Origin of the sequence: Marinomonas alcarazii (assembly GCF_003208215.1) — a bacterium.
In the GTDB taxonomy this organism is placed as follows: domain Bacteria; phylum Pseudomonadota; class Gammaproteobacteria; order Pseudomonadales; family Marinomonadaceae; genus Marinomonas; species Marinomonas alcarazii.
Genome location: NZ_QKLW01000011.1, coordinates 1 through 17371 on the forward strand (window position 1 = coordinate 1; position 17371 = coordinate 17371).

Annotated in this window: 16 protein-coding genes; 10 read left to right on the plus strand and 6 right to left on the minus strand. The window is 43.1% G+C overall.

From position 1 onward, the window contains the following. The 7 genes from DFP75_RS16405 to DFP75_RS16435 all read left to right on the plus strand — a co-directional run. The coding region (locus DFP75_RS16405) for a type VI secretion system Vgr family protein (protein WP_245927081.1) at positions 1 to 1287 on the plus strand (1287 nt) is incomplete at its 5' end. Positions 1288 to 1290: 3 nt separating this feature from the next. Continuing rightward, positions 1291 to 2211, plus strand: a complete 921-nt coding sequence (locus DFP75_RS16410) for a DUF4123 domain-containing protein (RefSeq protein ID WP_110577135.1) — start codon at positions 1291 to 1293, stop codon at positions 2209 to 2211. Further along, positions 2198 to 5809, plus strand: coding sequence for a toxin VasX (locus DFP75_RS16415; protein WP_110577136.1), 3612 nt, complete (start codon positions 2198 to 2200; stop codon positions 5807 to 5809). The genes DFP75_RS16410 and DFP75_RS16415 overlap by 14 nt, the downstream gene beginning before the upstream one ends. A 97-nt stretch (positions 5810 to 5906) precedes the next feature. Next, positions 5907 to 6992, plus strand: a complete 1086-nt coding sequence (locus DFP75_RS16420; RefSeq protein WP_110577137.1) for a hypothetical protein — start codon at positions 5907 to 5909, stop codon at positions 6990 to 6992. 187 nt (positions 6993 to 7179) lie between these two features. Further along, positions 7180 to 9015, plus strand: a complete 1836-nt coding sequence (locus DFP75_RS16425; protein WP_110577138.1) for an ATP-binding protein — start codon at positions 7180 to 7182, stop codon at positions 9013 to 9015. A gap of 51 nt (positions 9016 to 9066) precedes the next feature. Continuing rightward, positions 9067 to 9546, plus strand: coding sequence for an MgtC/SapB family protein (locus DFP75_RS16430; protein WP_110577139.1), 480 nt, complete (start codon positions 9067 to 9069; stop codon positions 9544 to 9546). Between the two features lie 227 nt (positions 9547 to 9773). Further along, positions 9774 to 10505 (plus strand): YccT family protein, encoded by a 732-nt coding sequence (locus DFP75_RS16435; protein WP_110577140.1) that lies wholly within the window; start codon positions 9774 to 9776, stop codon positions 10503 to 10505. 73 nt (positions 10506 to 10578) lie between these two features. Here DFP75_RS16435 and DFP75_RS16440 read toward each other — a convergent pair whose 3' ends face one another. Next, positions 10579 to 11454, minus strand: coding sequence for a carboxylate/amino acid/amine transporter (locus DFP75_RS16440; protein WP_110577141.1), 876 nt, complete (start codon positions 11452 to 11454; stop codon positions 10579 to 10581). Between the two features lie 315 nt (positions 11455 to 11769). On the opposite strand from DFP75_RS16440, the gene DFP75_RS16445 reads away from it, so the two are divergent. Together DFP75_RS16445 and DFP75_RS16450 are read left to right on the plus strand one after the other, a co-directional pair. Next, the gene (locus DFP75_RS16445; RefSeq protein WP_110577142.1) at positions 11770 to 12381 is read left to right on the plus strand and encodes an OmpW family outer membrane protein; all 612 of its coding nucleotides are present in this window, start codon (positions 11770 to 11772) and stop codon (positions 12379 to 12381) included. Positions 12382 to 12500: 119 nt separating this feature from the next. After that, a complete protein-coding gene (locus tag DFP75_RS16450) occupies positions 12501 to 13139 on the plus strand; it encodes an HD domain-containing protein (RefSeq protein ID WP_110577143.1) in 639 nt (212 codons plus the stop codon). 9 nt (positions 13140 to 13148) lie between these two features. On the opposite strand, the gene DFP75_RS16455 is transcribed toward DFP75_RS16450, so the two are convergent. Next, positions 13149 to 13595: a MarR family winged helix-turn-helix transcriptional regulator gene (locus DFP75_RS16455; protein WP_110577144.1), complete on the minus strand. Its 447-nt coding sequence runs from the start codon at positions 13593 to 13595 to the stop codon at positions 13149 to 13151. A 102-nt stretch (positions 13596 to 13697) separates the two neighbouring features. On the opposite strand from DFP75_RS16455, the gene DFP75_RS16460 reads away from it, so the two are divergent. Then, positions 13698 to 14150, plus strand: a complete 453-nt coding sequence (locus DFP75_RS16460; protein ID WP_110577145.1) for a DUF2798 domain-containing protein — start codon at positions 13698 to 13700, stop codon at positions 14148 to 14150. Positions 14151 to 14163: 13 nt separating this feature from the next. Here the strand turns inward: DFP75_RS16460 and modC are convergent, their stop codons facing one another. The 4 genes from modC to DFP75_RS16480 are packed head-to-tail and all read right to left on the minus strand — an operon-like array spanning position 14164 to position 17128. Further along, on the minus strand, positions 14164 to 15267 hold the full coding sequence (modC, locus tag DFP75_RS16465) for a molybdenum ABC transporter ATP-binding protein (protein ID WP_220032650.1): 1104 nt from the start codon (positions 15265 to 15267) through the stop codon (positions 14164 to 14166). Then, entirely contained in the window at positions 15264 to 15962 is a 699-nt protein-coding gene (gene modB / locus DFP75_RS16470) for a molybdate ABC transporter permease subunit (protein ID WP_110577146.1), read from the minus strand. The genes modC and modB overlap by 4 nt, the downstream gene beginning before the upstream one ends. Before the next feature lie 11 nt (positions 15963 to 15973). Continuing rightward, entirely contained in the window at positions 15974 to 16765 is a 792-nt protein-coding gene (modA, locus tag DFP75_RS16475; RefSeq protein WP_110577147.1) for a molybdate ABC transporter substrate-binding protein, read from the minus strand. Positions 16766 to 16798: 33 nt separating this feature from the next. After that, positions 16799 to 17128 (minus strand): Rieske (2Fe-2S) protein, encoded by a 330-nt coding sequence (locus DFP75_RS16480; RefSeq protein WP_110577148.1) that lies wholly within the window; start codon positions 17126 to 17128, stop codon positions 16799 to 16801. Positions 17129 to 17371 lie beyond the last annotated feature (243 nt).

A 17371-nucleotide genomic window follows, 5' to 3' on the forward strand; every position in this document is an offset into this window, starting at 1 on the left:
CTAGAATACCTGCGCCGTAGTGCTCGCACTCTCGTGGGTAAAAGTAACCACGCTGGCATCCAAGCTGGCATGAAAATCACCATCGAAGGGCACAACGAAGACACCATCAACCAAGAGTGGCTGCCGGTCTGGGTCGAACACCACGGCACCCAGCCGCAAGTCTTGGAAGAAGAAGGCCAATCTGGCAGCACCACCTATAACAATCGCTTTACCTTTATTCCCGCCACCACCAACTGGCAAGCGACACCACAACCCAAACCGAGTGTCGATGGCCCCATGATGGCCACGGTTGTTGGTCCTGAAGGGGAAGAAATCTTCTGTGACGAACACGGACGCGTCAAACTGCACTTCCCATGGGACAGATACAGCGAAGCCAACGATCACAGCTCCTGCTGGGTACGCGTCTCCCAAGGTTGGGCCGGTAACCAACATGGCATGATGGCCATCCCGAGAATCGGCAGCGAAGTCATCGTCAGCTTTTTAAACAGCGACCCAGATCAACCGATTGTTACAGGGCGTACCTTTAACGCCAAGAATACCCCGCCATACCTTCTACCGAACAACAAAACCAAAACTGTGTGGCGCAGCGACACCCACCAAGGGGAAGGCTTTAACGAGATCAGTTTTGAAGATCAAGTCGACAATGAAAAAGTCTATGTACACGCCCAAAAAGACCACGAAACCGATGTCCTCAACGACAGCATCACTCGCATCGGTCACGACCAACACAGACAAATCGACAACGACCGCTTCACCCAAATCGGCGGAGAAAACGGCACAGGCAACGACCACCTGACCATCAAGGGCGAAAGTCGCCACAAGATAGATAAAGATCACACATTTATGGTGGACGGAAGCTTGCAACAAAAAGTAGGCTCGAAAGCCGTGCTCGATGCTGGGAACGAGATTCACCTAAGCAGCGGTGTGAAATTGGTGGTTAACGCAGGGGCAGAGCTCACCTTAATGGCAGGGGGAAGCTTCTTAAAAATTGATGGCTCAGGGGTTCATTTAGTTGGTTCTGCCATCAACCTAAACTCAGGCGGTGGTGCGGGTTCTGGCAGTGGATTTAGTGGGGCAGCACCCGAGCTACCACTTAGTGCTGTTTCACCGGAGTACGATGCCAACCTTGAGGCGCCGGAAGGCAATGAAGCGCCAATAGTGGCAACTGCAGCATTAAAACATCAATTGATATCGGATCAGTTGCAAAATGAACCAGTCACCGAAGTGTGTCAAAAGAGAGCCGACGGAACCTGTCCTTTAGGTGACTGTCCTTGTGGGAATAATTAACCGATGATTACATCAGATACGTTAAATCTACATTCGGATTCATTTGAGGCTGGCTTACAGTATTACCTAATTGCTAACAGTGTTCCTGCTAGTACACCAACATTAAGTGCTGATATTTATACCCACAGCAACAGTGTAGAAAGTGCAGCTTTGTACCTTGATTCCGATCTTTCCACATTCCTTGATGTTAGTCCTTATGTTATTCGGGTACGTGAAGGAGATCATTTGCTTCAACAATACGAGCAGAATGCACTCACAAAAAAAGGTTGGACAGGCGTTTTAATTGCGGTGACTGAAGAGACCAGCTTTGAAGCGTTACTGGCTCATTTACGCCAGCGTTTGTTTGTGTCTTTTTCCTCAGGAAGAAAAGGCATTTTGCACTATTCCAACCCCAACATAGCAAACTATTTTTTTGGTGAAACGGAGTTGCGTACCAACACAGAATCATGGCTTGGAATGATTAAACAAGTTTGCTGGTATGGCGCAGAAAATTCACCCAACCAAGGGTTATGGTGCAAAGTTCAAAATCATTCAGATAAAGCAGAAGCTCATACGCCATCATGGGTGATAACGCCGTCACAAGAAGCGGCTTTTAAGCTGCAGAATATTGATAGAGCGTTAACAACATACTTCACGAATGTTTCGTTAGATCTAAAAGATAGCCATATATGGACTCAATATCGACGCTACTTCAATGAGGCAGAGACACTGGGTTTTGCTGATCTAGACAATATTTATCAATACCTTACTTTATGTCGAGCGCAAAATAGCCCATGTGATCAAGAGCATTATAGTGCTGAAAAGGTGGCTGCCAGTTTGTTTGAGCGCCTTGATATAAAAGCTATTCAGTCATTGAATGAAGCTCAAAAATTACATCATATAGAAATGCTGATTAAAAAGGATGAATCGTATGCCAACGGATAAAATAAGCTCAGGCCCTGCCTGTGATGGCACTAAAGTATTTATCGAAGTCACTGGGGTGCAGCATGACCCAAGCTACGGCTTTCAGTTTTATGATGCGCAAGACGCGAGCCGCAAAGAAGATATTGAAGGTCAGCTGGTCTCTATGCCATTGGTGAATACGACGATTAACAGCTGGCCATGGCAGCAAAACGCATCTCCCGTGGATGCTTGCTTAGCGATAGCAGGGCAGCAGGGTGATATCCTTTTGCCGTTATTTAATGATGTTCAGCCCAAAGAGCGGGTGGATGGCGAGCAAGATTACTTAATGCATGCAGTAGTGCCGTTGACACTCATGCCGACCTACAATCCACATTTGCAAGACAATGAACGCTATGTACCTACTCGTAACGGTTACTTGTATGTATTTTATAATAACAAGGCATGGCGCGAACTGGAAATACACGCATCCGACAGCGAAGGTGTACAGTTCCTGGATGTGGATTTGTCTGCCTATCGTACCGGCGAAAACGAGACTTTTTCGTCAGACAAACGAGAGGCGGTGGGTAACCCCCTAAAAGATATTTGGCTACCAGTAAAAGATAACAATCAAGACACGCTTGTCTACCTTGCCTATTCAGAGGTGCCATGGAGTGGTGAGCGTTTAAATTATTTTGAAAATAATGTAGCAGAGTTGCAGAAACGCGCGCAGTCCTTGCATGAACTAAAAGGTATGGATAACCCGCCCAGCCATAGACAAAAAGAGGCTTGTGTTCTACTTGCGAGCGACTTACCTGAAATGCGAGCTCGCGCGGACATTGAATGGCATATTGGTGAGCCACTTAAGTTTAACCGTGACCTAAGCGGAAGTTGGCTAAATCAACAATATACAGACATCAAAAATGGCATAGAAAATGCCAATAACAATGGTGATGAACAATTCGAAGCCCTGATGCACCGAAGTGCGTTCCAGTACGAATACGATATGAAAGAAACGGCGTTAAAGTCTCTGATCACCAATGACAATGATCTAGATATAACCTGGGAAGCGTCACAAAGCTTAGATTATCTGAGTGATGCCAAAGCTCGCCAGCTAAGAACCTTAGTGCTTGATGATCCTATATTTGATTTAAAACAGCGCGCCTTTATGGTGCTTTCTGGTGCAGCGTACATGCAGCAATTGTATGTGGATATGAGCCAACAAGAGTATTATCAGACCGCCGAACTGACACAACAAATGATCATGACAGAACGGTTTGGTGAAAAAGAGAATCCGCTTTATAAATTCAACGATGATGTCAGTCGTGATTTAAGCGGACGCTTTCATCGTACATTACGTACACGAGAACGCTTGATTGCCAACCGTGACATCAAAGAACTGCAATATCACTTGGATCAAGTACTTAATAGTCAACGTACGGCCGATGTATTACGTGATATATCTTCACTAAATGGCCTTAATTCAGCAGGTGCACATAAGATCGTTGGTCATGCTATGAGCGCATTGAGTATTAACATCGACAAAATTGACGCCTTTTCGAAATACCAGTACATACATGACTACTTGCCGTCTGATCAACCGCTAAATCAGATAAATAGTCTGAGTGTAGAAGACTGTCATGCCACCCTCAGAAATGTCTTATCCTCCAGTAGCCATCCTCTTTGTAAAGTGCTATTTGTTGAAGAAGGAGCTGTTCCCTTAGACTCTGAATATACGTCTCCAGAAGCTTTAAATGATGGTTCCGGCTTTGCCACCCCTCAAAGCCTAGCACAATGGAGCCTTAACGACTTTGTGCTCGAAGATGACCAGCTGGAAGTCATTGATCTCGTGTTTATTACCAAGAGTAACGTGGCTGCTTCTTTGTCAGATAAAGCACAGGATGCATTTTCTCAAGCAAGGCGTGTAAGCAGCATTCTAGATAATATTCTAAAGGGTTACTACGAAGCTCTGATGTCTATAAAAGATGTGGCTTCAGAAGCCAAAGTTATTCAATTTAACCAAGCCTATGCATCCGTATTGGCATTAACTAAGGCAACGAATCCGACCTATCTTGGGAAAATGTTGTTCACCTCAGCCCAAGGAGCGCAAACCAAGGGCTATGTAGTGGGTGTGCATGGTCAAGGGTTGAAATTTGGCCTGAGTGCCGATGATAGAGAGCACATTAAAAACAAAAGACGTAAAGGGCTACAAGGTCAATTGCGTGAAGAAAATGGCCGCTTAGTGGTGGCATCTAATAAAAAGCCCTTTAGTAACGCGGACAAGGCCAACTTGGCGGAGCGCGGTAATCTAAAAGTGGTGGTGTTGCCAGAAGACAGCAACATGGCACAAGCCTATAACCAAGCCAATACCCAGCGTGCTTTGCGGAACATGAACAATACTGAGATTAACAGCAGCAACGCCTACGAGCGCATCCGAATCCCGTACTGGATTGTTGCCATTGAGACAGTGAATTTGGTGTTGAATTTTAAGTATTTTGAAAGTTTTTATGAAGGTAAAGATCGATTACCTTCATTTGGTTATATGTTTAGTGCATCTGTGGACTTAAGTGTGGCGATTACACATGCGGCGAATTTACATGGCAAAAATGCCTCATGGTTAACTCGCTTTGCTAATAAAGAAGCAGTTAAATTAACAGGTAAAATGGCGTCCTTTATTAACTCTGTTTCGGGTCGTGCTCAATTAGTCGGTAGCATGAGTCGTTTAGCTGTAGCAGGAGTTATTGGTGGCTTATTGACCGCTGGCATGGCGGGTTGGGAGGCACTTCGCCTGTCCGCGAAAAATGATGGCGATGCCAGTGCTGCTATGTACATGGTAGCGGTGGGAACGGTGATGTCGACCTTTGCCACGGGCTTGTTTACCACCAGTGCGCCTATCTTATTCGGTATGGGGCCGGTTGCCTGGTTAGGCATTGGTATTGCAGTCACAGGAGCACTCTTATACATGTTGTTCTTAGACACACCTATTGAAGAGTGGCTAAAAAATGGTCCTTTTGCTGACGATCCAGGTGAGCAATACGCTCATTTACAGGATAATAAAGTCGCGTTCGAGCGCTTTGTAAATTGCCTGTTCTCTGTGGATATAAAAGCTTACCAATATGGTCGCCAAACGGCCTTACCAGAGGACTTTAATGCTGCCATGCAGGCTAAAGGTGTTACCCATGCAATACGAGTGAGCAGTAACCTCGCTGCGCTCATGGGGGAGGACAACGCCCGTATCGATTTTTATGTTCGTCCTGCGGCTTTGGAAAAAATCGAAACCCGCTCTTCTCGAACCGCCGCTATTTCCCATGACGAGGAAGTCAAACCGTTAGGCAATCGAGCATTACCGATTCTCGCACAATCGGATGGCTCAGATAGCACTGTTTATTTTGTAAAACACGATGTTGCTTTACCTCAAGCCCATAGTGAAAGTGCTTGGTTTGGCGGAAAGCATCATACTTACACCTATTCAAAAGCCTTTATAGCAAGAGTGAGATTACACATTGGCGATGAAGTGTTTCCCATGCCAGCATTGGATAAAGTCACTTTTGAGGACGAAGTATTTGATCCACCACATTTTACCGAGGATGAAAAGTCTTGGATCAATCAAGTCGTTACTATGACACCGAATCAACAAACATAACAGAATTGCAATAGATTCGCCCCTTAGAGCTATAAATATTTTGTTCTAAGGGGAAATAAATCCCGTCACAAGCACTAGACAGTAAAGGATCAAATACATGGCTTTTGTTAACGCTAACGCCACCGCCAAAAAACAAAACGACTCGCAAACAGAACCGGAGAATACCATCAGCCAATATCAAGACACGGCTTATAACTCACAGAATTTTCCTCCTCAGAAGCCACGCCAAGAAAAAGGCTTCTTACGCCGTATGATGACCAGCGGCAAGCCCTTTTCATTTAGTCAAACAACGGACAGCATCACCGTTTATGGACTGGACGATATGACGCCTACCATAATGGCTGAAGAAGAGAAAAGTTCAAAGCCCATGTATTGGACCGAAACGAAACTAATTGGAGAGTCATTAAGTGGCTGGTCTCAGTTGTATGTCTTAATAGCTGGGATTGCTAATGTTTGCTTAATGTTTGTATTGCCTTTGGCATATATACTTTTTTTATCAGGGCTCGTTTTTGGTAAGGGAGGGATTGTTTTTGCTTGGAATGATGGAATGGATGATCTTTTCTGGGGACTTACTTTGTACGTGACCTTACCTTGTTTTCTTATTTACCTTCACTACAAACTATTGCACGCGGGTTATATGTTTCTAGCGCCGTTTTTACGTCCAAGCCGGATATTTGAGTTAAATCGCACGACGGGTATGGTGACTTTGTTTAAAAAGAATAAGCCTTATTTTACTCATCCCTTTATCGAGTTTGATTGTGTATTGATGTCGTCACCGACTCAGCAAGGCTTTTTGAATTACTCGTTAACGTTAATTCATCGTTACCGTGATTATTCTGTTGGCGTGCCGATTAGCGGCTCCATGGGTGCCAATCATAAAGTGATTGAATACCTTCGTTTTTGGAACATGGTGCAACGCTATATGGACATCAGCCAACCGCTGCCAGACATTTTGGTGTTAGAGCCAGCCCGTCAACGTGATCCAACCACCATAGCCTATGACAAAGAGCATAACCGCAACCCAAGATACTGGCGCGACATGACGGATGAAGAGTTTAAGCAAAAGATGGACGAGATCGAAAAGACTCAGAAAAACACCCCAGCGACAGGTAAGCCAATCGATATCTTCAAAGGCCCTGACTCCACAACAAGCCAAAAACACAATCGTAAAAAGAAAAAGTAGCCAATGGACTTGGTGATTAATGAAATAAGCGTCAGAGTGTATTGATAACAAAAGACCAGCAGTTTTCTCCCTGCTGGTTTTTTTGGTTTAGTTTTTTATATCGCATAAATGAACTATTATGGCGTAAGTCAGTTTTGGTAAAGTAGGTTTTTCCACACTTTTATAGCCATTAAGTTCGAGGATTTTATTGAATAATTCACTTTATGCGCTGGGCGATAAGCAAGTTAATGACATTAGCTTAAAAGATCTAGCTAAACGTTCTCGCTATGGTGGGATTTTCTATCTGCTTGCTTTTTGGGCTGCGGTTTTCAGTTCTGCAACGGCTCGTGAGCATTTAGACATTATTGGGATTTTTTCTGGCTGCTTTTTATTGATCCAATTTTATCGGTTGGTTTTATTCTTCAAAGTATTTTCCTCTAACGAGATTGACTACCCGTCTTATTTCTCTCGTTATGCTTTTATTTACAATTCATCCGCTCTTGTGTGGGTAAGTGGTTCTGCTTGGCTTTTTTACGTGAATCCAACTATTGATTTAGCTGTGACAGTGAATGTTATGGCGGCAGCTGGTATCAGTATAGGAGGGGTCACTGTATTAGCGCCTTCTTATAAAATAATGCGCAGCTATTTCGTGTTGATTTGTTTCCCTTTTGCCTTAGGTGCTGGTTTGCTGTTAGACCAGCCGGGTAACTTGATTGTTGCGGCTTTAATTATTGGTTATGGCCTGTTTATTTTTATGACTGGAAAACAGCAAAATCGTGTGTATTGGCAGGCTCTTAATGACAATTTAAAACTGTCAGAGCAGGCTGAAGAACTGGAAAAAGCGAAAATAGCCGCTGAGCTTGCGGGTCAAGCGAAAACCGATTTCTTGGCTGCCATGACGCACGAAATCCGCACGCCCATGAACGGAGTACTTGGCATGGCCCAATTGCTATCCATGGGGGACCTTAACGAAAAACAGCAGCAGCAAGTTACCGTGATTAATAATGCGGGTCGAACACTGATGCACATTATTAATAATATTTTAGACTATTCTAAAATCAATGCAGAGCAGTTGGAGTTAGAGAAAATATCATTTAGCCCTGCAGCTGTTGTTAATGAGGTGATGTCATTACTTGCGCCTCAGTTTGAGAAAAAGCCAATTAATTTCACTTGTACGCTGGACGATATTCCAGAGTTTGTTCAGGGCGACCCTTATCGGGTCCATCAAATTCTCTATAACCTTGTTGGAAATGCGTTTAAATTTACGGACAACGGGGAAATATCCATAAAGGCTTTTTGTCAGGAAAGCGATGATACTAATACGGTAATGTTGTCGTTTTCTGTTACAGATACTGGTATTGGCATTTCAGCTGAGGACCAACAGCAAATCTTTGAGCAGTTTTATCAGGTTAGTCATTTTAACCCTAATATCCGAGGCACAGGCTTAGGGTTGAGCATTACTCAGCGTTTAGTTGAGCTCATGGGTGGGCGTATTTGTGTTGAGAGCGAAGTGGGAGTGGGAAGCACGTTCACTATATCGATTCCTTTTGCTCTAAGTGACCAAGCGGCTTGTCAGGAATCTTCTGCGCTAGGAGGTGTTGGGATAAAGCCAGACCTTCCGTCTAACTTGCACGTTCTGTTGGCTGAAGACAATAAAGTGAATCAGATGATCTGTGAGCAATTTTTCTTAAAATTAGGCTGCTCTGTTGATTTGGTTGAAACCGGTGTTATGGCGTTGGAGAAGTTTAATGGCTCTCAACAGTATGATGTTATTTTCATGGACTGTAACATGCCAGAGATGGATGGTTTTTCAGCCACCCTTGCTATTAGGCAGATTGAAAAAAGCAAAGGTCTAAATCAAACTCCGGTAATCGCACTGACCGCTCATGTGGAAGACGATATTAAGCGCCAGTGTCTTGATTCTGGTATGAATGCTTTTATTAGTAAGCCTTTCTTGTTCGAGGACTTAGAGTTTATGGTGAAAAAAGTTCGGACGGGCTTGCACAATGAGATTACCTTCAAGGAAGATAGTAGGAAGGGGTAACCTTCCTCCATTCTTATTCAAAAACATGGCATTAAGACGAAGTAAAGTTGTATGAATTTAGAGTCGTTATTTTCTATTGAACCCTATAGTTGGAGTTCGATAATTACCGCTGTTTTTTGTGGTGTTATTGTTGGTTTAGAACGTCAACTAAGGGGTAAGCCTGTAGGAATTAGAACCTCGGCATTAATTGTATTGGGCACCTATGTGTTTATTGCATCGTCGATGTTTGTGGCTGCTGAGACGACAGATCCGTCACGCATAATTGGGCAGGTGATTACTGGTATTGGTTTTCTTGGCGCAGGTGTTATGTTGTCTAAAGATGGTGCTGTCATAGGGGTTACTTCCGCTGCCACAATTTGGGCATTGGCCGCGGTTGGTGTCTGTATCGCGATCGTTGATTCTTATGTAGCGATAAAGTTGTCTTTTATTGTTGTGGCGATTTTATATGGGGTGGATATTTTGGAGGAGTATTCTTCGGCTTTTACACGAGGAGTGCATTCAAAATACAGCCGCTGGCGTAAGAAAGACTAAGTATGTGCTCAGCTTACAATACCGCATAGGGGTTACCTGAAACTTTCATATAAAAGTAGCAAGCTGATGTCCACAAAGAGTGACTTACTTAGGCTGTTCGTTTTTATTCAATGTAAAGGAAAAAAGACAAAATCGCGCAAGTGCTTCTGAACTAGGTCTTCACACACAATTTAAACGGCATTCTATGTTAGATTTGCTTCAAATATTGTGATGTTTAAGGACGTAGGATGAAGGTAAAACGTGGATTTAGTGCCGTGGCAATTTTAGTTAGCTGCTTTACAGTACTCCCTGCTATGGCAGCGACATTTGAAGTGCCCAGGTCTTTTGAAATTATGTATGTTGACTTAGAAAGTTCTCGACAGTTTGGGAACGACTTCAAGGTCGATGTGGAGGAAGGGCCGCATCAAATTGTTGTTCGATTTAATAAATTGCTACGTAGTGGCGGCGATACTCAAACTTTCCAATCGGAACCGATTGTATTGAATTTGCAGTTTGAGAAGGATACCTACCTGAGTTTGAAAGCCCCTTATGTCTCTACGGTTAGGCAGGCAGAAGACAATGTAAAAGATCCTCAGTTCTCCATTATTGATGAAGTAAGTGGCAAAGAGGTTGATTATAAGCAACAAATGCTAACGACCAAGTCTGGGTTACAAAACACGCGGGATTTTGTGGCAGAGGTTGAGCGTTTAACGGCTAAAAATTCAATGAGTGCCAATGTCTCATCTTCTGGTCCTGATGTTGCGCCTACCAAAATGTCTGACGATGTTGAGCTGCAAATGATGCAGTTTTGGTATAACCAATCCGACAAAGTGACTCGTAAGCATATTCGAGTTTGGATCGCGGATGATTTATATAAACCAGAAGTCTCAAGTATCCAATTTGAGATGGCAACATTTTGGTTTAAGAGAGCGGATAAGGAATCACAACAAGCTTTTCAGCAATGGTTGATTAAAGAGTAGTAAGCGATTAGCAAAAAAATCGCCCAACATACACATTTGTGATGTTGGGCGATTTTAGTTTAACAGCTGTATTCTAGAGGGCTGCTTGCGCCTTGCTCTGTCTCTGGTTGAATTTATCATTCACCCATAGTGCTAGTAATATAATCCCGCCACCAATACTTAAACGTAGAATATCTGCATCACGATTCCAGAAAAGCACATTGACCAGTATTCCTGCAGGAATCAGTAAATTGTTTGCTACCGCTAATGTGCCAATGTTGACTAAGGTTGCCCCTTTGTTCCAAGCAAAGTAGCCAAGGCCAGAAGCCACAATTCCTAAGTAAGTCAAAATAGACCATTGTAGTGTTGTGGTAGGCAGTTTATCTGGGTTGCCAAGCACAAGGTAACAGGGAATAACAATGGCAAGAGCACCTAGAAAGAACCAGCCAAATACAGTGCGTTGTGGTAAGTCTGGACGCTCTTTTGCTATAACACGTTTGTAACCAACTTGTCCGGCTGCAAAACAAAGGTTGGCACATTGCACAATCAACAAGCCTTTCACGAAGCCTTCATCTATGCCTTGGTAACGAATTGCAACAGCACCAAGAATGGCAAGCAATGCACTGATTGCAAAACCAATATTGATACGACGATCTAACATGTCATTTATGAGCGTGACATACAGAGGGGTCATAACGGTAAACAGTAATACTTCCGGAACCGATAGGTACAAAAATGATTGGTAGTAAAAGCCATACATGATACCGAGCTGAAATGCGCCACAGACCATTAATTTCAATGCTATTTTTGCTTCGATCTGGCGAAGTTTTAAGAAAGGAAGAAACACAAGGGTGGCAAGAGCTACTCGCATTAATACAGAGAACCAAGCATCAACCTGCCCAGCTAGGTAGACTCCAATTAAACTAAATGAAAACGCCCACAGTAGCGTGACAGCAATAAGTATTGGCATATTATTTTTTATCCAGATGAGAATTTTCGCAAATATTACCGATTTATTGAGCTAGGGTAAATCAGTTTACTTTTATAATTTTGATAGTTTACTAATGTTTCAATGCTCACCTTCAAGTAGACGAGTCTTTTTATCTGCATATTTGGGGGAAAAATGATTCTATTTGGGCAGTTTACCTTTTCTTGACCTAGTGGGGGTGTCACCTTAGTTGTCTCTCTGGAGCGAGTAAAACCTTGATCTAGATTAAAATATTGATTGTAGATCCTGTTACTTTTTGGTCACTGACATGTTGTTTGACACAAAAAGGAATCGATTATGAAAGCTTTACTTCCTGTAGCCCTTGTTTCTGCGTTTTGTTCTTCTATGGCTCTTGCACACAGTGCTGGGGATATTTTTGTTCGTGGTGGTGTGGCCAGTGTGATGCCCAACGAAAGTAGCGATAAAGTAACTGGGTCCAATGAATTAGAGATTGATAAAGATACTCAGATTGGGGTAACGCTAAGCTATATGTTGACAGACAATGTGGGCTTTGAGGTTTTGGCAGCAACGCCTTTTACTCACGATGTTTCCGTGAACACTTTGGGAAAAGTCGCTGAAGTGTCTCATTTGCCGCCTTCCGTGATGGCGCAATATTATTTTGGTCAAGCCAATAGCCAGGTGCGTCCATATGTGGGTGCTGGTTTGAATTACACGCTTTTCTTTGATGAAGAAGGTAAGGGCGATTTGGCCAATACGGATGTTAACCTCGATAACTCATTTGGTTTGGCTGCTCAAGTGGGTGTAGACGTGACATTATCTGATCACTGGTTTGCCAATGCGTCTCTTTGGTACATGGATATTAATACCGATGTACACACAACCGTTGGCACATTCGATACGGATATTGATCCGCTCACTTTCATGGCGAGTGTTGGTTATACGTTTTAATAGACAATGACATGATAGAGAAAGGCCTTGCTTGAAACAGCAAGGCCTTTTTTATTGAAGGAGGTTGAACTTTGACGTTACCATTCTGACCGTTTCATCCTGTAAGAGCAGAGAAGGTTATGTGGTTTCCAAACGAGCAGCGGTTTTCATCTCAGTGTCAGTCTTTTTTAGTCTCTCAAAATGCAGTGGATGTGGCACATGATGTGAATCATATCCATAGGGTAGTAAAAGCGGCTAAGCAACTGACTCAAGAGGAGGGTGCTGATTGGGGGATTGTTATGCCTGCTGCATGGCTACATGATTGTGTGTCATTGCCAAAAAACCACCCTGATCGAGCTTTCGCTTCAACCATGGCGGCAGATAAAGCCATTGGCTTTCTTGAATCAATTGAGTACCCGAGTGCGCATCATGAAGCCATACATCATGCCATTTGTGCCCACAGCTTTAGTGCCAATATTCCCCCAAAGACACTGGAAGCCAAAATAGTACAAGATGCGGACCGCTTGGATGCCCTGGGAGCGATAGGGATAGCTCGTTGTATGCAGGTGAGTGGGGCACTTAATCGTGCGTTATACGCTAGTCAGGATCCTTTTTGTGAGGTGCGCGAACCGAACGACAGTGCTTATTCAATTGATCACTTTTATAGCAAGCTGTTTGGTATTGCTGAAACGCTTAACCTACCTTCTGCTCGGCATGAAGGCGAGCGAAGAGTCGCCTTCATGCGTGACTTTTTGGAGCACTTAGCACAGGAAATTTAAGGTTAAGTTTTATGCCTCGCTAATGACAGTATTTAAATTAGCGAGCATTTTTTTACCAATGTTTAAGAATGCCTTGAGCTCTTCATCACTAACATCCTTTCTCATTTCTTTTAGAACCTTTTGATCTGCTTGCGCTAGATGCTGATAAACCGTCAAACCTTTGTCGGTTAAAAATAGGTATTGGCTGCGTTTATCATTTGGATTTGGAGACTTGATAATCAGCCCTTGGTTTATAACTTCCTGAATTAAGCGTGTGACTTGTCCTTTGTCTTTGGCGGCTACGTCTGCAAGATAATTTGCTGTGCAATTTTCTGTCTCGTAGATATTTTTCAAAATCATAAAATGCAAAGGTGATAATGACAGTCCTTGCTCCTTCATGATGGCTTTCATTGATACTTTTAATCCGCTGATCGTATTTATGAAGAGAGTTTGTAGTTCTGATTCGTAGTGTTGCATGACAATCCTTGCTTTAGTTGACTTTATCAACTTAATTCAATATAGTTGACTTTGTCAATTTGTTTTGGCGTTTTTACCTTATCATTTTCCGCGAGAGAATCTATGTCAAATAAAGTTCAAAAAATTGCTGTTATCGTTAGCCTTGTTATTGCTATAGGAGGTTCGTTAACTTTCTTAATGACCTGGAGAAATATTGGTTTTACCCAGGATTTCATGACATCTTGGTTGTCTTCTTTTGCTTTGTGTATTCTATGCATTGCACCAATTGGCGGTGTTATCGCTTTTATGGTTAATCGCTTGGTTAATATGCTATTTCCAAGCCTGTCGTCTATGAAGCAAAATATTGTTTTCGGGCTTATTATGGCGGTGTTGATGGAATCGATCATGGCCGTTGTCACGACCGTGAACTTACATGGCTTCCTAGCACTTAAGGATTTAATTCACTTTTGGATCGCGACGTTTATGGCTGCTTTACCTGCTGGATTGGCGATCTCTGTTTTAATGTCTCTGGTTATAAAGCCTAAATTAGCGGCCTTTTGGGCTAAGCCTGCTTGAAGGCTGTCAGTGTTTACGAAAGAACCGCCACAGACTTTATTTGTACAATAACGGATTGACCTTTTTGCAAAGCCAATTGATGGGCAGAAAAAGCGGTAATTTTGGCTAAAATTGCCGTATTGTCGATCATGAGCCGAACCATAGTTTGGCTAGGATCTTTGGGATCTCGTTCAATATCATCAACTACGGCAGTTAGACGATTAAGGATGCTGGATCCGTCTTGTTTGTCCAGCGTGATGCTAACATCTCTTGATTGGATACGTAGCCGAACGGGCTCCCCCAGTGCTTCATTACCTTGTTTAAATGCAATGGCTTGATTGCCAATTGTTAACCAAGACAGCCCCCATTCGGGAGAATGTCGAGTCACTGTGCCTACCACAACCACACTGGCATCTTGATAACGTGAAAAGGAAGTACCAAGTTTCCCAAGTAATGTATGGATGTCGCCTTCCTCTACGACTCGTCCTTTATCCAATACCACCATGTGATCAGCTAATCTGATTACTTCATCTAACGAATGGCTCACATAAATGATAGGGATGTTAGCTCGACGACACAGCTTTTCTAGGTAAGGCAAAATGTCTTGTTTCAAGGTTTCATCTAGGGCGGCTAAAGGTTCATCCATAAGCAATAATTTTGGCTGAATAAGCAATGCTCTGGCAATGGCGACTCGTTGACGTTCTCCACCTGATAATTGTGCCGGATATTGAGCCAAAATAGAGTCGATATCCATTAAACGAATGACATCGTGATAAGAAATAACGGACTGATCTTTCTTGGCTCGTTTCATCGCAAAACGCAGATTCCCTTCAGCGGTTAAATGCTCAAACAGGTTTGCATCTTGGAAAACAAAGCCTATTGGGCGTTTGTGCGGCGGTAATGATGTTTGAGAGTTTTGCCAAATAGTATCGTCTAGGCGGATGTGGCTACTATTGCTCACCTCTAAACCGGCAATATGACGCAATATCGTGGTTTTTCCTGAACCGGATGGTCCAAATAACGCAGTAACGCCAGTACTCGGGAGCTGGAGGTTGATATCCAAAGAGAAGTGCGACTGTTTGCTGGCTGGTTGAGTAATTTGTATGTGCAATGCTTTTTTATCGTCTGCTGGAGTCACAGTAATCCCCCTGAGACAGCTTTGCTTTTTTGGTGTTTTTGAACGCCGTATAAAAAGGCAAGTACGATAAATGCAAAGGCCACCATTAGCAGAGACAGTGTATGAGCTTGGCCGTATTCTAGTGCTTCAACATGGTCATATATTTGTATAGAAATCACTCTTGTTTCACTGGCTATGTTTCCACCTATCATAAGAACCACTCCGAACTCGCCCACGGTATGGGCAAACCCAAGAATCGCAGCACTGATATAACCGGGTCTTGCTAATGGAATGGCAACATAAAAAAAACGATTTAAAGGGGAAGAGCGTAAAGTGGCTGCGGCTTCTAAAGGCCCTTTTCCTATGGCCAAAAAAGCATTTTGAATAGGTTGTACAACAAACGGAAGTGAATAGAGCATGGAAGCAATGACTAAACCTGTAAAACTAAAAGGCAGCGGTGGTAACCCCATGTTGCTCATTATCGAGCCTATTGCTCCCTGCGGACTCAAAAAGAGCAGTAAATAGAAGCCAAGTACCGTTGGGGGCAATACCAGTGGCATCGCTACAATGGCATTAATAGGGCCTTTTAACCAAGATTGTGTTCTTGCTAACCACCATGCCAGTGGCGTGCTAATAATAATCAGCAAAAAAGTGACTAGGCTGGCTAGCTTAAGTGTTAGCCAAATAGCATCAATGTCTTCGGAGGTAAGGTGCATTGTGATTCGGCCTAGCTGTTTGGCGCTGCATAACCAAACTGAGTAATTTTAGCTTGGGTGTCAGGGCGCATCAAAAATGCCATGAAGGCGCGGGAGAGTTCTACATTTTTAGAATGCGATAAAATTACCCCAGCTTGGTTAATATCACTATGAAGTTCGCTCGGGATTTTAATGGTGTTGCCTTTTACTTTCCCTGCCAATACTTGTGAGTACGCTACAAAACCTATATCGGCATTTTGAGAATAGACAAATTGATAGGTTTGTCCGATGTTCTCTCCTTGAACTAGCTTTTGTTCAACCGTATTCCAAAGCGATAATGCTTGCAGGCTTTCTTGTGCAGCTTTTCCGTAGGGCGCGAGTTTTGGGTTTGCAATGGCGATGCGATTGCTGTTCTGCAAGCTGATTTTTATGTCTGACCCCAAAGGCGTAACAGACCATAGGGCTAATTGCCCCTTGGCATACGTGACGATGCTGTCAGCTAAGGCAAATTGACTTTGAATTAACGCCTGGGGTTTGGCAACATCGGCAGATAAGAAAATATCATAGGGAGCCCCGTGCTGGATTTGGGCAAATAGCTTCCCTGAAGAACCAAAAGACAGTTGTATTTTTTGTCCTGTTTCCTCTTCATAGTCTTGTGCAAGCTGCTTTATTGGTGAAATAAAATTAGAGGCTACCGCAAGGTGAAGTGTATCAGCCGCGAACAACTTGGTAGAGAGCAGGCAACACAAAGCCATAGTTAACAAGACGCTAAACTTGTTTTGTAGAAAAAGCGTTATGTTAACTAAAAATGCATTGTGACCCATGTTTGTCCAGCGTGTGGTTAAGTAAGAGAGCCGTTAGGCAAAAAGGAGATAGCAGTTGCCTTGTTCCATGCCAACAGTGGCCTTCTTTAAATGGCTACCTTGACAAGGTCCTGTTATGCAAGTGCCGTCAATTGGAGAGAAGAGAGCGCCATGATGGTGGCATTTCAAATAATCTCCGCCTTCGTCCAAGGTGGTATTTGAAGAGCAACTTAATTGCTTTTTCTGGTGAGGGCAAAGGTTCTCATAGGCTAAAATTTGACCTTGCTGTTTCGTCACTAAAAAGTTGTATTCTGCTACTTTTATGTTCAGCGCTTTTCCTTCTGGAAGGTTTTGCGCGTCTGGAATGAGATACTTATTAAACACGTGATTACCGCACTATTTATAATGGATTACTTGTTTGTGAGAATTGGCGCATTTCGTGTTTATGCGAACTAGAGCAGAGAGATATTTATTCCAATCTAGTGCTGTTTTCTTCCAATTCTACGGCCGATTAAGTGATTAAATATCAAGGGAATGTCAGTTAGTTAAGCATTCCGTGAGGAACGACTCTAAAGTGCTATGGCAAATGAGTCAATATGCAATAATTTAGCTAGTTGGGTTTTGATC

Coding starts and splice junctions, on each gene's coding strand:
- DFP75_RS16410 (WP_110577135.1), top strand. CDS start 1,291: ATGATTACATCAGATACGTTAAATCTACATTCGGATTCATTTGAGGCT.
- DFP75_RS16415 (WP_110577136.1), top strand. CDS start 2,198: ATGCCAACGGATAAAATAAGCTCAGGCCCTGCCTGTGATGGCACTAAA.
- DFP75_RS16420 (WP_110577137.1), top strand. CDS start 5,907: ATGGCTTTTGTTAACGCTAACGCCACCGCCAAAAAACAAAACGACTCG.
- DFP75_RS16430 (WP_110577139.1), top strand. CDS start 9,067: ATGAATTTAGAGTCGTTATTTTCTATTGAACCCTATAGTTGGAGTTCG.
- DFP75_RS16435 (WP_110577140.1), top strand. CDS start 9,774: ATGAAGGTAAAACGTGGATTTAGTGCCGTGGCAATTTTAGTTAGCTGC.
- DFP75_RS16440 (WP_110577141.1), bottom strand. CDS start 11,454: ATGCCAATACTTATTGCTGTCACGCTACTGTGGGCGTTTTCATTTAGT.
- DFP75_RS16445 (WP_110577142.1), top strand. CDS start 11,770: ATGAAAGCTTTACTTCCTGTAGCCCTTGTTTCTGCGTTTTGTTCTTCT.
- DFP75_RS16450 (WP_110577143.1), top strand. CDS start 12,501: ATGTGGTTTCCAAACGAGCAGCGGTTTTCATCTCAGTGTCAGTCTTTT.
- DFP75_RS16455 (WP_110577144.1), bottom strand. CDS start 13,595: ATGCAACACTACGAATCAGAACTACAAACTCTCTTCATAAATACGATC.
- DFP75_RS16460 (WP_110577145.1), top strand. CDS start 13,698: ATGTCAAATAAAGTTCAAAAAATTGCTGTTATCGTTAGCCTTGTTATT.
- modB (WP_110577146.1), bottom strand. CDS start 15,962: ATGCACCTTACCTCCGAAGACATTGATGCTATTTGGCTAACACTTAAG.
- modA (WP_110577147.1), bottom strand. CDS start 16,765: ATGGGTCACAATGCATTTTTAGTTAACATAACGCTTTTTCTACAAAAC.